Origin of the sequence: Brachybacterium rhamnosum (genome assembly GCF_039526185.1) — a bacterium.
Taxonomy (GTDB): Bacteria; Actinomycetota; Actinomycetes; order Actinomycetales; family Dermabacteraceae; genus Brachybacterium; species Brachybacterium rhamnosum.
The window spans coordinates 39,880-53,403 of sequence record NZ_BAAAIS010000003.1 but is presented as its reverse complement, the minus strand read 5'-3'; the positions used below and the strand labels follow the sequence as shown (position 1 = coordinate 53,403).

At 72.7% G+C, this 13,524-nt stretch carries 10 protein-coding genes; 3 read left to right on the top strand and 7 right to left on the bottom strand.

Annotated elements, in window-relative coordinates; all coding sequences use genetic code 11:
- Nucleotides 1-220 precede the first annotated feature (220 nt).
- Nucleotides 221-2,176, top strand: coding sequence for a DEAD/DEAH box helicase (locus ABD080_RS10340; protein WP_264449206.1), 1,956 nt, complete (start codon nucleotides 221-223; stop codon nucleotides 2,174-2,176).
- 122 nt (nucleotides 2,177-2,298) lie between these two features.
- Here ABD080_RS10340 and trxA read toward each other — a convergent pair whose 3' ends face one another.
- Nucleotides 2,299-2,664 (bottom strand): thioredoxin, encoded by a 366-nt coding sequence (trxA, locus tag ABD080_RS10335; RefSeq protein ID WP_264449208.1) that lies wholly within the window; start codon nucleotides 2,662-2,664, stop codon nucleotides 2,299-2,301.
- Between the two features lie 96 nt (nucleotides 2,665-2,760).
- Nucleotides 2,761-4,128, bottom strand: a complete 1,368-nt coding sequence (gene hisS, locus ABD080_RS10330; protein ID WP_343904749.1) for a histidine--tRNA ligase — start codon at nucleotides 4,126-4,128, stop codon at nucleotides 2,761-2,763.
- 271 nt (nucleotides 4,129-4,399) lie between these two features.
- On the opposite strand from hisS, the gene ABD080_RS10325 reads away from it, so the two are divergent.
- Both ABD080_RS10325 and ABD080_RS10320 read left to right on the top strand, forming a co-directional pair.
- On the top strand, nucleotides 4,400-5,950 hold the full coding sequence (locus tag ABD080_RS10325; RefSeq protein WP_343904747.1) for a DUF349 domain-containing protein: 1,551 nt from the start codon (nucleotides 4,400-4,402) through the stop codon (nucleotides 5,948-5,950).
- A gap of 200 nt (nucleotides 5,951-6,150) precedes the next feature.
- A complete protein-coding gene (locus ABD080_RS10320) occupies nucleotides 6,151-6,783 on the top strand; it encodes a hypothetical protein (RefSeq protein ID WP_343904745.1) in 633 nt (210 codons plus the stop codon).
- Nucleotides 6,784-6,812: 29 nt separating this feature from the next.
- Here ABD080_RS10320 and ABD080_RS10315 read toward each other — a convergent pair whose 3' ends face one another.
- The 5 genes from ABD080_RS10315 to yajC form a co-directional block, all read right to left on the bottom strand.
- On the bottom strand, nucleotides 6,813-9,260 hold the full coding sequence (locus ABD080_RS10315) for a RelA/SpoT family protein (protein WP_343904743.1): 2,448 nt from the start codon (nucleotides 9,258-9,260) through the stop codon (nucleotides 6,813-6,815).
- Nucleotides 9,261-9,380: 120 nt separating this feature from the next.
- The gene (locus tag ABD080_RS10310) at nucleotides 9,381-9,941 is read right to left on the bottom strand and encodes an adenine phosphoribosyltransferase (RefSeq protein WP_343904741.1); all 561 of its coding nucleotides are present in this window, start codon (nucleotides 9,939-9,941) and stop codon (nucleotides 9,381-9,383) included.
- On the bottom strand, nucleotides 9,938-11,158 hold the full coding sequence (gene secF, locus ABD080_RS10305) for a protein translocase subunit SecF (protein WP_343904739.1): 1,221 nt from the start codon (nucleotides 11,156-11,158) through the stop codon (nucleotides 9,938-9,940). Before secF ends, ABD080_RS10310 begins: the two co-directional genes overlap by 4 nt.
- On the bottom strand, nucleotides 11,155-12,930 hold the full coding sequence (gene secD / locus ABD080_RS10300; RefSeq protein WP_343904737.1) for a protein translocase subunit SecD: 1,776 nt from the start codon (nucleotides 12,928-12,930) through the stop codon (nucleotides 11,155-11,157). Before secD ends, secF begins: the two co-directional genes overlap by 4 nt.
- Nucleotides 12,931-12,978: 48 nt before the next feature.
- Nucleotides 12,979-13,392, bottom strand: a complete 414-nt coding sequence (gene yajC, locus ABD080_RS10295; protein ID WP_343904735.1) for a preprotein translocase subunit YajC — start codon at nucleotides 13,390-13,392, stop codon at nucleotides 12,979-12,981.
- Nucleotides 13,393-13,524 lie beyond the last annotated feature (132 nt).

The window sequence follows — 13,524 nt, the reverse complement described above, 5'->3', positions numbered from 1 at the left end:
AGCGGTCGGCGTGCCGCGGGGGCACCGGTTCAGAGTACCGCGCAAGGTGAGCGATCTCGCCACGGCGCCCCCTGTCGCGGCGCAAGCGGCGTCCGTAGACTGAACGGGTTCCGACCAGCGGCCCACCTGCGGCATCGCCGGTCCGTCACGGCCCCGAGCGGGCCCGCCTCCTGCGCTTCGATCTGGTGCGGGATACCACCCACCTCCGTCGAAGGACACCATGACCGACGTCTCCCCTGCCCCTGATCACGAGGGCGCCGCCAGCTCCTCCGTCCCCGCCGAGCCCGGCACGGACGAGCAGAGCGCCGCGCAGCCCTCGGCAGAGGCACCGGCCCCGCGCAGCGAGGGCCCCACCTTCGAGGACCTCGACCTGCCGCCGGCGCTCCGCCGCGCGGTCGCGGACCTCGGCTTCGAGCGCCCCTCCCCCATCCAGGCCAAGGCCATTCCCGTGCTGCTCCAGGGTCGCGACGTCATCGGCGTCGCCCAGACCGGCACCGGAAAGACCGCCGCCTTCGGCCTCCCGCTGCTCGCCGCGGTGGATCCGTCCCTCCGCGAGGTCCAGGCCTTCGTGCTCACCCCGACCCGCGAGCTGGCCATGCAGGTGGCCGACGCGATCACCTCGTTCGCCTCGTCGATCGGCGGCCTCGAGGTCGTCGCCGTCTACGGCGGCTCCCCCTACCCGCCCCAGGAGCGCGCGCTGGCCCGCGGCGCCCAGGTCGTCGTCGGCACCCCCGGCCGCGTCATGGACCACATGCGCCGCTCGAGCCTGCGCCTGGACACGGTGCGCTTCGCCGTCCTCGACGAGGCCGACGAGATGCTCCGCATGGGCTTCGCGGAGGACGTCGAGGAGATCCTCGCCAAGGCTCCCGCCTCGCGCCAGGTGGCGCTGTTCTCCGCCACCATGCCGCCCGCGATCCGCAAGGTCGCCGCCGATCACATGACCGATCCTGAGCGGATCAGCATCACCCCGCAGTCCTCGACCGTCTCGAGCGTCCACCAGACCTTCGCCGTCGTGCCCTTCCGTCACCGCACCGGTGCGCTCTCCCGCGTGCTCGCGACCTCCGACGCCGAGGCCGCGATCGTCTTCGTGCGCACCCGCGCCGCCGCCGAGGAGGTGGGCACCGAGCTCGTGGCCCGCGGTCACATCGCGGCGACCATCTCCGGCGACGTGCCGCAGAAGGACCGCGAGAAGATCGTGGAGCGTCTGCGCGACGGCTCCCTGAAGATCCTCGTCGCCACCGACGTCGCCGCCCGCGGCCTCGACGTCGAGAAGATCGGGCTCGTCGTGAACTTCGACGTGCCCCGCGAGCCCGAGGCCTACGTGCACCGCATCGGCCGCACCGGCCGCGCGGGCCGCTCCGGTGAGGCCCTGACCTTCATCGGCGGGCACGAGCGCCGCACGCTGCGCACCATCGAGAAGGCCACCAAGCAGACCCTCGAGGAGGCCGTGATCCCGTCCCCGCGGGACGTCTCGAAGCATCGCCTGGCCACCCTCCTCAAGGAGGTCCCCGCCCGGCAGGAGCGCGGGCGCCTCGAGCTGTACCGCGAGCTGATCGGCGAGTTCGTCGAGAGCCAGGGCATCGACCCGCTCGAGCTGGCCGCCGTCCTCGGCGCGATGACCGTCGGAGACGCCGGCCCCGGCGCGCAGAACGAGGACGAGGAGTTCACCCAGCAGACCGGTCGCCACGACCGCGACGACCGTCGGGACGACCGTCACGGCGACCGTCGCGACGACCGCTCCGGCGGCTCTCGCACCGAGCACGGCTACACCCAGTACCGCATCGGCGTGGGCCACACCCACGGGGCCAAGCCGCCGTCGATCCTCGGCACGATCACCGGCGAGGGCGGTCTGAACGGCAAGGACGTCGGCAAGATCTCGATCTTCGGGAACTTCGCGCTCGTCCAGATCAAGGGCAGCCTCTCCCCGAAGCAGATCGAGGACATCAGTCGTGCGCGCATCGCCGGCCGCGAGCTGCGCATCAGCGAGGACACCGGTCCCCGCGGCGGCGCCGGCGGCGGCCGCGGCGGGCGCGACGACCGTCCCCGTCGTCGCTTCGACGACGACCGCCCGCGCCACCGCGACGGCGATCGCGGGGGATACCGCGGCGGTGCCCGTCGCGACGAGTCCTCGCGCTACGACGCGAAGCGCCACGGTGGTCGCCGGCACGACGGCTGAACCCACCGCCGCGGGGCGGCGGGCGACCGCCGCCCCGTCCCGGCACGCGAGAAGGGCCCGCATCCTCACGGATGCGGGCCCTTCGTCGTGCGATCGGCGCGGCTCTGCGGGCCGGGAACGGATCAGGAGGGCTGCTGCGCCTCGGCGTAGGCCTTGCGGACCTCCTCCATGTCCAGGTTCTTCACCTGGCTGATGAGGTCCTCGAGCGCTGCCTGGGGCAGCGCGCCCGGCTGGGAGAACACGGGGATGCCCTCGCGGTACGCGACCAGGGTGGGGATCGAGGTGACGCCGTAGCGCATCGCGAGCTCCTGCTGGTCCTCGGTGTCGACCTTCGCGAAGGTGACGTCCTGGTGCTCCTCCGACGCCTTGTCGAAGATGGGGGCGAAGCGCTGGCACGGCACGCACCAGCCCGCCCAGAAGTCGATGAGGACGACGCCGTCCTCGACGGTCGTGTCGTGGTTCTCGGTGGTCAGGGTGACGGTAGCCATGGTTCCTCCAACGATCTCGGTGCGGGGATCATTCCCACTCTCGCACACGGTGAGGGTGCTCACCGCCGTGTGTGACGGCGAGTACCCGGGGACGGGTCAGGAGCGGGGTCGGGCCGCCTCGGACGCCGGCAGGATCCGCACGGTGCGGTCCTCCTCGGGCACCTGCCAGGAGCCGGCCGAGGCCGACGCCTGCTCGCCGGTGCGGATGTCCTTGACCTCGTCCTCGGCGCCGTCGGCCCCCGGGAACCAGACGAAGGGGATGCCGCGCCGGTCGGCGTAGCGGATCTGCTTGCCGAGCTTGGCGGCGGTCGGCGCCACCTCGCACGGCACGCCCCGGCCGCGCAGGGTGCGGGCCACTGTCTCGCTCGCCCCGCGGGACGCCTCGTCGGAGACCGCGACGAGCACGCAGGTGGGCACGGGCCGGCTCGGCCGGGCGAGATCCGCGGAGAGCAGCCGGGAGACGAGACGGGACAGACCGATGGACAGGCCCACCCCCGGGTAGCTGTGACGGTTGTCCTCCGCGAGACGGTCGTAGCGGCCGCCCGAGCAGACGGAGCCGAGCGACTCGTGGCCCTCGACGAAGCTCTCGAAGACGGTGCCGGTGTAGTAGTCGAGCCCGCGGGCGATCGAGAGGTCCGCGAGGATCACCCCGGGCACCGCCGCCTCGACGCGCTCGAGCACCGCGGTCAGCTCGGCGATGCCCTCCTCGACCATCTCGCCGGTCCCGCCGAGCGCGCGGACGCGGTCGCCGAAGGACGCGTCACGGGAGCGGATCCCCGCGAAGGCGAGCGCGGCGTCGGCCTGCTCGGCGGTGGCCCCGGCCTCGTCGACGAGGAGGGTGCGCACGGCGTCCTCGCCGATCTTGGGCAGCTTGTCGAGGCTGCGCAGCACCGCCGTGTGGTCCTCGAAGCCGAGGGAGCGGAAGAAGCCCTCGGAGAGCTTGCGGGTGTTCACGTGGATGCTGAAGGCGGGAAGCGGCAGGCGGGAGAGGATCTCCGCCATGACGATCGCGACCTCCGACTCCACGTGCGAGGGGAGGACGTCCTGCCCGATCACGTCGAGGTCGGCCTGGTAGAACTCGCGGAAGCGGCCGTCCTGGGGCCGCTCGCCGCGCCACACCTTCTGGATCTGGAAGCGACGGAACGGGAAGGCGAGGTCGTTCTGGTGCTCGAGCACGTAGCGGGCCAGCGGCACCGTGAGGTCGAAGTGCAGGCCGAGTGTGCGCGAGGCGTCGGCGGCAGGGTCCTCCTCCTCCGAGGCCTGCAGACGGCGCAGGAGGTAGACCTCCTTGTCGATCTCCCCCTTGCGCAGCAGCTGGTCGAGGGGCTCGACCGCTCGCGTCTCGATGCCGGAGAACCCGTGGAGCTCCGCGACCTCGCGGAACACGTCGATCACGTGCTGCTCCACCTGACGCTCCGCAGGGAGCCATTCGGGGAAGCCGGACAGAGCGGCGATCTTCGCCATGCGGGTGCACGTCCTTCGAGGGTGAGGGGAGAGCGGGCAGGTCCATTATCCCCTCCTCGCCGTGCGGGCGTCGTCCCGTCCTCCGCGCCAGGAGCCCCGCCCCGTCGGGGGCCGGTGCCTGCGCGGGCAGAGGGCGGAGCGCGCATCTGCTCGCTGTAGAGTTCCGTGACGTGGTTCCCACCCCGCTCCGCGGGAGGGTCCCGCACCGCCCGGCCGCCCTCGTGGCGGCAGTGTCCCGCCGCGCAGCGGATCCGTTCGAAGGAGCTCCATCGTGAGCGAGTCCGAGACTCCCGTCCCCACCTCCCCCGAGCCCGAGGAGACCTCCGCGGCCGACGCCGCCGACGTGGCCGCCCCCGTGGAGGCTCCCGCCGAGCCGGCCGTCGCGGATGCTCCCGACGCCGAGGCGCCTGCCGCCGCGGCTCCCGCGCCGCGACCGCGCCCCGGCCGCCCCGGGCCCACCCCGGGAGGCGCGCCCTCCCCGGCCGCCCTCGCCGGACGCAAGCCGGCCGCCCCGCTGTTGCCGGCGGCGCCCTCGGTCACCGAGTACGACGCCGCTCTTCTCGACGAGGCGAAGACCTTCGGCGCCGTCACCGAGGACGGCACGGTCACCGTGCAGGACGGCACCCAGGTGCGTGCCCTCGGCGAGGCCGGCCAGGCACAGGGGATCGATCCCGCGACCGCGCTGGACCCCTTCGCGCGCGCCTACCTCGATCTCGTGGCCTTCCTCGATCTCACGGAGAAGAAGCTCTCCACGACCGGGCACACTCACAACGAGCTCAACCGACTGCTCGAGAACCTGCGCAAGAACATGAAGGAGCCGCAGGTCGTGGGTGACATCCCCGCACTGCGGGCTCGCGCCCACGAGCTCCGCGAGAAGGCGAAGGCGCAGATCGCCGAGCTCGAGAGCGCGCGCACCGCCGCCCGTCAGGACGCGATCGCCCGACGCACCGCCTTCGTCGAGTCGATCGAGCAGCTGGTCGCCACGCCGCCCGAGCAGATCTCGTGGAAGAGCGCCGGGGAGACCATGCGCCAGATGGTCCCCACCTGGAAGCAGATGCAGAGCGAGGACGTGAACCTCGACCGCCCCACCGAGGACGCCCTCTGGAAGCGGCTCTCCGCGGCGCGGTCCACCTTCGACCGCCATCGCAAGCAGTTCTTCTCGCAGCTCGACGAGCGTCACGAGGAGGCCGCCGCCGTCAAGGAGCAGCTCATCGCCCGCGCCGAGGAGATGCAGGGCTCCACCGACTGGGGTCCGACGGTCCGCGCCTTCAAGGACCTCATGGCCGAGTGGCGCGCAGCCCCGCGCGGCGGGCGCAAGAAGGACGACGCCCAGTGGGCCCGGTTCAAGGCCGCGCAGGACACCTTCTTCTCCGCCCGGAACGCCGATCTCGAGGCCTCCGAGTCGGAGCAGCGCGAGAACCTCGTCGTCAAGGAGGCGCTCCTGGCCGAGGCCGAGGAGATCGACCCGGCGAAGGATCTCGACAAGGCGAAGGACGCCCTGCGCTCCGTGCAGGAGCGCTGGGAGGCGGCCGGCAAGGTCCCGCGCGGCGACATGCGTCGCATCGACGACCGCCTGCGCAGCGTCGAGCGCGCCGTGAAGGACGCCGAGGAGGCCGAGTGGCGACGCACCGATCCGCGCACCAAGGCGCGCGTCGAGGGCGCCTCCTCGCAGCTGCACTCCGCGATCGCCGGCTACGAGGAGGACCTCGAGAAGGCGCGCGCGACCGGTGACCCGGCGAAGATCGCGAAGGCGGAGGCAGCCCTCGAGGCCCGCCGCGAGTGGCTCGCCGTCATCGAGCGCTCGGCCCGCGACCTCGGCTGACCGCGGCGATCACCGCTGACGAGGACGGCCCGGCCGTTCCTCCCCACGCCCCGCCCGTCCACAAGGACGGGCGGGGCGTTGCCGTGCGGCCTCCGTGCCCCCAGAGTCGGTGCATGCAGAACTCGCCGCCCGCGCCTTCCGGCCCGCCCCCGCCACCGCAGGACGACGGGCTCCCGCCTCCCCGCTCCCCCGGTCCCCGGATGCCGCCCCTGGGTCCCGCCTGCTTCGCCTGGTCCCGTCACGCGGCGGAGCTCGCGGTGCCCGTCTCCCGCGCCCTCGAGCGCTGGGAGGACACCCCCACCACCGCGCGGATGGTCGCGGACGGCTACCTCGTGAGGCTGCTGCCGGGCATCTACGTCCCGCCGGACGTCGTCGGCACCGCCGTCGGCCGTGCGCTCGCCGTGGGCAGCGCGCTCGGGGCCTCACTGCGGCCCCACCACGTGCTCGCCGGGGTGACGGCCGCCTGGGTCGTGCTCGGTGGGACGGCGCCCGTCCAGGTCGAGCTCATCTCGTCCGCGCACCGGGGACCGATCGCCGGGACGATCCAGCGCGGCGCCCGCGTCGCCATGGACGAGGTGGAGACCATCGGCGGGGCCCCGCTCACGATCCCCGACCGCACGTCGATGGATCTGCTGCGCTTCTCCCCCGATGCCGAGCGGCTCGCCGCCGTGTCCCGCCTGATCGCCGCCGGGCACGCGTCACCCGAGGGGATCCGCCGCCGGCTCGAGGCGATCACCCACCATCCCGGGTCGCGTTCCGCGCAGGAGGCGATGGACCGCGCCTGCGCGCTGGTCCCGGCACACGATGCGGTCGGGGGCTCCCGGGCCGCGTGACGGCACCTCGCGCCGGCCGCCCCGGGGGCTCAGCCGCGGGTCAGCGGCTCCCCCGCGCCCACGGGCTTGCCGTCCGCGGTGACGCGGTAGACGTCGTAGACGCCCTCCACGCGACGCACCTGGGCGAGGACCGCCTGCAGGTGGCTCGGCTCGGCGAGCTCGAAGGAGAAGAACGTCGCCGCGAGCCGGTCGGCGTTCGACTGCGCCGAGGCGGACTGCAGGTTCACCTGCTGCTCCGAGATCACGAGCGCGAGATCGGTGAGCAGCCGCGGCCGGTCCAGCGCCTCGACCTTGATGTGCACCAGGTAGGCGGTGCTGTGACGGCCGGACCAGCTGACCTCCACCATCCGATCGCCCTGCTGCTCGGTCAGCTGGATCGCGTTCGCGCACTCGCGGTGATGCACGGAGACGCCGTTCCCGCGGGTCACGAACCCCACGATCGGGTCGCCGGGCACCGGGGCGCAGCACTTGGCGAGCTTCACCCAGAGGTCCGCATGGCCCTCGACGATGACCCCCTGGTCCGTCTCCGAGGTGTGGCGCTCCGTGCGGGTGCTCGGCTTGGGCCGCACCCAGGTCGGGATCGTCGCCTCCGCGACGTCCTCCTCCGCGCCGTCGGAGCCGCCGAAGGTCGCACGGAGCTTGTCCACGACGTTCTGCGCCCCGGTGTGGCCCTCGCCGATCGACGTGTAGAGCGCATCGACGGTCTGCAGGTTGAGGTCCCCCGCGACGGCGGCGAGCGTCTCGTGGGTGAGCAGGCGCCGCATAGGCAGGTCCTGTCGGCGCAGCGCCTTGGCCAGCTCCTCCCGGCCGCGCTCGAGCGCCTCCTCGCGCCGCTCCTTCGTGAACCACTGACGGATCTTCGAGCGTGCGCGGGGCGAGGTGACGAAACCGAGCCAGTCACGGCTGGGCCCCGCCTCGGAGGACTTCGAGGTGAACACCTCGACCACGTCGCCCGTGCTCAGCGTCGAGTCCAGGGAGACGAGCCGCCCGTTCACGCGGGCCCCGATCGTCCGGTGCCCCACCTCGGTGTGCACCGCGTACGCGAAGTCCACGGGTGTGGACCCCTGCGGGAGCGCGAGCACGTCCCCCTTCGGGGTGAAGACGTACACCTCCTGGGAGGCGATCTCGAAGCGCAGGGAGTCGAGGAACTCGCCGGAGTCGGTGGTCTCCTTCTGCCAGTCCATGAGCTGGCGCAGCCAGGCGCTCTCGCTCGCCACGGGCTTCGCGGCCGCCGCCGCGCCCCCGGCCATCGCCTTGTACTTCCAGTGCGCGGCGACGCCGTACTCGGCGCGCCGGTGCATCTCCCAGGTGCGGATCTGGATCTCCACCGGCTTCCCGGTGGGACCGATGACCGTGGTGTGCAGCGACTGGTAGAGGTTGAACTTCGGCAGCGCGATGTAGTCCTTGAAGCGACCCGGCACCGGGGACCAGCGCGCATGCAGCGTGCCGAGGACCGCATAGCAGTCCCGCACCGAGTCCACGAGCACGCGCACGCCCACCAGGTCGTAGATGTCCGCGAAGTCCCGGCCGCGCACGATCATCTTCTGGTAGATCGAGTAGTAGTGCTTGGGGCGACCCGTCACCTCCGCCTTGATGCGCGCCTTGCGCAGGTCCTCGTGGATCTGCGAGGAGACGGTGCGCAGGTACTGCTCGCGGGCCGGGGCGTGCTGGGCGACGAGGGCGACGATCTCCTCGTACACCTTGGGATAGAGCACCTGGAAGGAGCGGTCCTCGAGCTCCCACTTGATGGTGTTCAGGCCCAGCCGGTGCGCGAGCGGCGCGTAGATCTCGAGCGTCTCCTTGGCCTTGCGCTCCGCGGAGGCGGCCGGGACGTACTTCCAGGTGCGGGCGTTGTGGAGACGGTCCGCGAGCTTGATGAGCAGCACGCGCACGTCGCGGCTCATGGCCACGATCATCTTGCGCACGGTCTCCGCCTGCGCGGCCTCGCCGTAGGTCACCTTGTCGAGCTTGGTGACGCCGTCCACGAGCACCGCGATGACGTCGCCGAAGTCGGCGCGCAGGCGGTCCAGGGAGTAGTCGGTGTCCTCGACCGTGTCGTGCAGCAGCGCCGCGGCGACGACCTCGGACGGCGAGCCGAGCTCGGCGAGGATCGTCGCGACGGAGACCGGATGCGTGATGTACGGGTCGCCGCTCTTGCGCATCTGACCGCGGTGCGCGGCCTCGGCGACGGTGAAGGCGCGCTGGACGAGCGCGGTGTCCTCCTTGGGGCTCACGGAGGCCATCGTGTCGAGCAGCGGCGCGAGCAGCGGATCGACGCTCGGGCCACCGCGACCGCCGAAGAACGACAGCCGGGAGCGGGAGCGCCGCGGGACGGCGGAGGTGCTGCGCCCGGACGGCGACGGGCTCGACGGGGAGGAGGCCGTGCTCGTCCCCGGCCCTCCCGAGCGGGTCGCGCTGACACCGCCGTCGACCTCGGGGGGCACGGACGTCCCGTCCTGCGGTGATCTGTCCTGCATCGCGCGCCTCCTGACCGTGGCCCGTCAGTCTACGCGCGGGTCACCGTGCCGATGACCGTCGTCCGCCGCGCCCGGACGAGGCACCTGCGGTGCCGGCCCGGACGGCGGCGGCGCGCGAGGTCAGTCCGGAATCGACCAGACGGTCGTGACGGGGACGTCAGCAGGCAGCTTCTCGCGCCCTCCGAGGCCCTCGAGCTCGATGAGGAAGGAGGCGCCCACGAGCTCCACGCCGAAGCTCCGGGTGAGCTCGATCGTGGCCGCCGCCGTCCCGCCGGTGGCGAGCAGGTCGTCGACCACCAGGGTGCGTGCCCCGGCGGGGAGCGAGCCCTCGGGGATCTGCACCTCGGCGCTGCCGTACTCGAGGTCGTAGCGGAGGCTCGCCGGGGAACCGGGGAGCTTGCCGGCCTTGCGCACCGGGATGAAGCCCGCGCCCAGCTCGTAGGCGAGGGGCGCGCCGAGCACGAAGCCGCGCGCCTCGGTGCCCACCACGTACTCCACGCCCGCGGGGACCATCGCCCGCCAGTGCGCGATGATCTCGCGGAAGGCGCCGGCGTCCCGCAGGAGCGGGGTGATGTCGCGGAAGAGGACCCCCGGAGCGGGGAAGTCGGGGTACTCGTCGATCCGGGTCGCAAGGATCTCCGCGAGCCGCGCGGATCCGGGGGCGTCCTGCTGGGTGCTCATCGCTGTCCTCGTCGGGAGTGGGATCGGCCGCTGCGGGTGCTGCGGCGGGGCTGCACCCGGCGCGCTGGAGGCACGTCCGGGGACGAGTCCACGGATACGGGAGCGTCCGGGGCGTCGTCCGGGGCGTCGTCGGTCGCCTCGTCGTCGCCGTTCCCGCAATCGGTCCCCTCCTCGGGGCCGCCGTCGGACGCGTCGTCCGCCGTGCCGGAGGCGATGCGCTCCTGCGCGGCACGCCGCTCGGCGAGCGTCGTGCGAGGTGCCGGGTCGACGGGCCCGCGCGGGGCGCGGGAGGTGAGCCGGTGGAGGTCCACGAGCAGTCCCGGGGCGAGGAAGACGGAGGAGTAGGTGCCCGCGAGGATGCCCACGAACAGGGCGAGCGAGATGTCCTTGAGGGTGCCCGCCCCCAGCACGAAGGCACCGATCACGAGGATCGAACCCACCGGGAGCAGGGCGACCACGGAGGTGTTCAGCGAGCGCACGAGGGTCTGGTTCGCCGCGAGCTCCACCCGGTCCGCGTAGTCGGGTCCGTTGAGCACCCGCATCCCGGCGGTGTTCTCGCGCACCTTGTCGAAGACGACGATCGTGTCGTAGAGCGAGTAGCCGAGGATCGTCAGGAAGCCGATCACGGTGCTCGGCGTGATCTCGAAGCCCACCACCCCGTACACCGCTGCGGTCAGCAGCATGTCGTGGATCAGGGCGATCATCGCGGCGCCGGAGGCCCGCAGGTCCCGGAAGTACAGGGCCATGCCGATCGCGACGAGGACCAGGAACACGAGGACGCCGCGGAGCATCTTCTGCGTGATGTCCTGGCTCCAGACCGGGCCGATGTACGAGGTCGAGACCGCGGAGGACTCCACGTCGTAGCCCGCGGCGAGGTCGGAGGCGAGCGAGGAGGTCTGCGCCGAGTCGAGCTGCTCGGTCTGCACGCGCACCGTGCTCCCGCCGAGCACCGTCACCTTCGGCTCGGAGTCCGGCACGTGCTCGCGCACGATGTCGCGGGCGGCGGTCTGCGAGGTGTCCTGGACCCCGGAGATCTGGAACTCGGAGCCACCGGTGAACTCGATCCCGAGGTTGGGGCCGCGCAGCACGGCGAGCGTGCCGAGCACGAGCACCGCGGCGACGCTGATCAGGTACCACAGGCGCCGGCGCCGCACGATCGGCGCGGAGCGCGTGCCGTCGTGGAGGGAGTTGCCCAGCTGGGCCAGGGTCGCGCTCATCGCTCGTCCTCCTGCTCGGTCGCGCCGGACTGCTCCGCGGACTCGCGGGCGAGCCGCGCCTTCCGCTCGGCGATCGTCTCCCGACGCTCCTCGGCGTCCCGGAGCCGCCCGCGGCCGGCGTAGGCGGGGACGGCCCGGCCGAGCACCGCGGGGTCGAGGCCGCTCATGGGGTGACCCTTGCCGAAGAAGCGCGTGCGGGCGAGGGCCTGCAGCATCGGATGGGTGAAGAGGAAGACGACCACGAGATCCAGCAGCGTCGTCACGCCGAGGACGAAGGCGAAGCCGCGCACGCCGCCCGTGGAGAGCACGTACAGCACCACGGCCGCGACGAGGTTGACGGCGTCGGAGGCGAGGATGGTGCGCCGGGCGCGGTCCCAGCCGTGGTCGACGGCCGCGACGATGCCGCGCCCCTCGCGGATCTCGTCACGGACGCGCTCGAAGTAGACGATGAACGAATCCGCCGTGAAGGCGATCGCGACGATGAGGCCGGCGACGCCCGCGAGGGAGAGCCGGTAGCCGATCTCCGGCAGGTTCGAGAGCACGGTGAGCACCGCGTAGGTCAGCACCGCCATGATCGCGAGGCTCGAGGTGGTGACGATGGCGAGCACGCGGTACTGCAGGAAGGCGTAGAGCACGACGAGCGCGAGACCGATCAGGCCCGCGATGAGGCCCATCGACAGCTGGTCGGCGCCGAGCGTCGCGGAGATCTGCTGCTCCGAGGCGACGTCGAGCTGGATCGGGAGCGCGCCGAACTTCAGCTGGTCGGCGAGCTGGGACGCCTGGTCCTGGGTGAAGTTGCCCGAGATCGAGGCCTCGCCGCCCGGCGACGGCTCCTCGACCGTCGGGGCGGAGATCACGAGGCCGTCCAGCACGATCGCGAAGGCGCTCGTCGCGCCCTGGCCGTTGTACAGCGCGGAGGTCATGTCCGCGAAGTCCTGGCCGACGGCGTCCGTGAACCGCATGTTCACGAGGTAGTAGCCGGTCGCCTGACCGGTCGAGCTGGTCTCGGCGCCGACGCTTGCGTCCTCGACCGCCGAGCCGGGGACGACCTCGGGACCCAGGAGGTACTTCGCGGAGCCGTCCGGCGCGCACGCCACGATCGGCTCGTCGGCCTTCGCCTGGGCGATCCGCTCCTGCTGCGCGGAGGGATCGGTGCAGTCGACGGCGCCGAGCTCGGCCTGGACGTCCGCGTCGAGCTGGTCGAGGGACCAGGCGTCCGGCTCGCCGGAATCGGTGCCGGCCTGGTCCGCGAGGGTCTGGTCCGAGGAGAGCGCCCCGGTGAACTGCCCCTGCGCGGGATCGGCGGGAGCGCTCGAGGTCTCCCCCGTGCCGCTGTCGCCGCCCGCGTCGGAGGCACCGCCGCCGTCGGAGGGCAGGGCGCTGCCGTCCCCCTCGGGGGCGACCGCGCCGAGAACCGGCCGGAAGGACATGGCGGCCGTCTGCCGCAGGGCGTCGGACGTCGCCTGGTCCAGCGTGCCCGGCACGTCGATGACGATGTTCGTGCCGCCCTGCACGGAGATCTCGGTCTCCGCGACGCCCATGGCGTTCACGCGCTGGCTGATGATCTGCCGCGCCTGCTCCATGGCGTCGCGGTCGATCGTCGAGCCGTCGGTGGTCTGGGCCTGCAGGATGATCTGCGTGCCGCCCTCGAGGTCGAGGGCGAGCTTCGGGGCGGCGTTCCAGCCGCCCCACTGCACCCCGGCACCGATCCCGCCGCCGAGCAGCAGGATCAGCACCGCGAGCGCCGTGAGGGCTATGCGACGAACGGGCATGGAGCGGGGTTCCTCGGTGTGCGGCGGGAGCCGGGGCGCGCGGGCGCCTCAGGCGTCGCGACGGCCGTCGGTGGTGGTGTCGGTGTCCCGGGTGGTGACGCCGGGGACGGTGCCCTCCTCGACCGGCGCGTCGGAGGCGGTGTCCGCGTCGGTCGCGGTCCCCTCGACGACGGCGTCATCGGCGGCGTCGGCAGCGGTGTCCTCGGTGGGCGCGACGGCGCCGGCGATCGCCTGGCGGGCCCACTTGGTCTGGGCGCCGTTCTCGGACTCGAGGATCACGACGTCGTCGAACTCCTCGACGATCAGCCCGTAGAACCCGGAGTGGGTGCGCACCTCGTCACCGACGCCGAGCTGGGCGACCTTCGCCTGCTGCTCGCGCTGGGCCTTGCGCTGACGGCTGGACATGAACATCAGCGGCACGAGCATGACGGCGAAGATGAGCAGGAGGGGCAGGAGATCCACGAAGATCCTCTCGACGGACCGGACGGCCCGCGCACGTGACGCGGCTCCACCGGCCGCGGACGGCTGACCGGACCACTGTACCCGCCGCTCCCTCCGAGTCCGCCGGGAGCCCCACCGGCGGGACGCGCCGTC

Excerpts from the sequence above, each read along its gene's own strand:
- ABD080_RS10340 (WP_264449206.1), top strand. The coding sequence starts at position 221 with ATGACCGACGTCTCCCCTGCCCCTGATCACGAGGGCGCCGCCAGCTCC.
- trxA (WP_264449208.1), bottom strand. The coding sequence starts at position 2,664 with ATGGCTACCGTCACCCTGACCACCGAGAACCACGACACGACCGTCGAG.
- hisS (WP_343904749.1), bottom strand. The coding sequence starts at position 4,128 with ATGGCGAAGATCGCCGCTCTGTCCGGCTTCCCCGAATGGCTCCCTGCG.
- ABD080_RS10320 (WP_343904745.1), top strand. The coding sequence starts at position 6,151 with ATGCCGCCCCTGGGTCCCGCCTGCTTCGCCTGGTCCCGTCACGCGGCG.
- ABD080_RS10315 (WP_343904743.1), bottom strand. The coding sequence starts at position 9,260 with ATGCAGGACAGATCACCGCAGGACGGGACGTCCGTGCCCCCCGAGGTC.
- ABD080_RS10310 (WP_343904741.1), bottom strand. The coding sequence starts at position 9,941 with ATGAGCACCCAGCAGGACGCCCCCGGATCCGCGCGGCTCGCGGAGATC.
- secF (WP_343904739.1), bottom strand. The coding sequence starts at position 11,158 with ATGAGCGCGACCCTGGCCCAGCTGGGCAACTCCCTCCACGACGGCACG.
- secD (WP_343904737.1), bottom strand. The coding sequence starts at position 12,930 with ATGCCCGTTCGTCGCATAGCCCTCACGGCGCTCGCGGTGCTGATCCTG.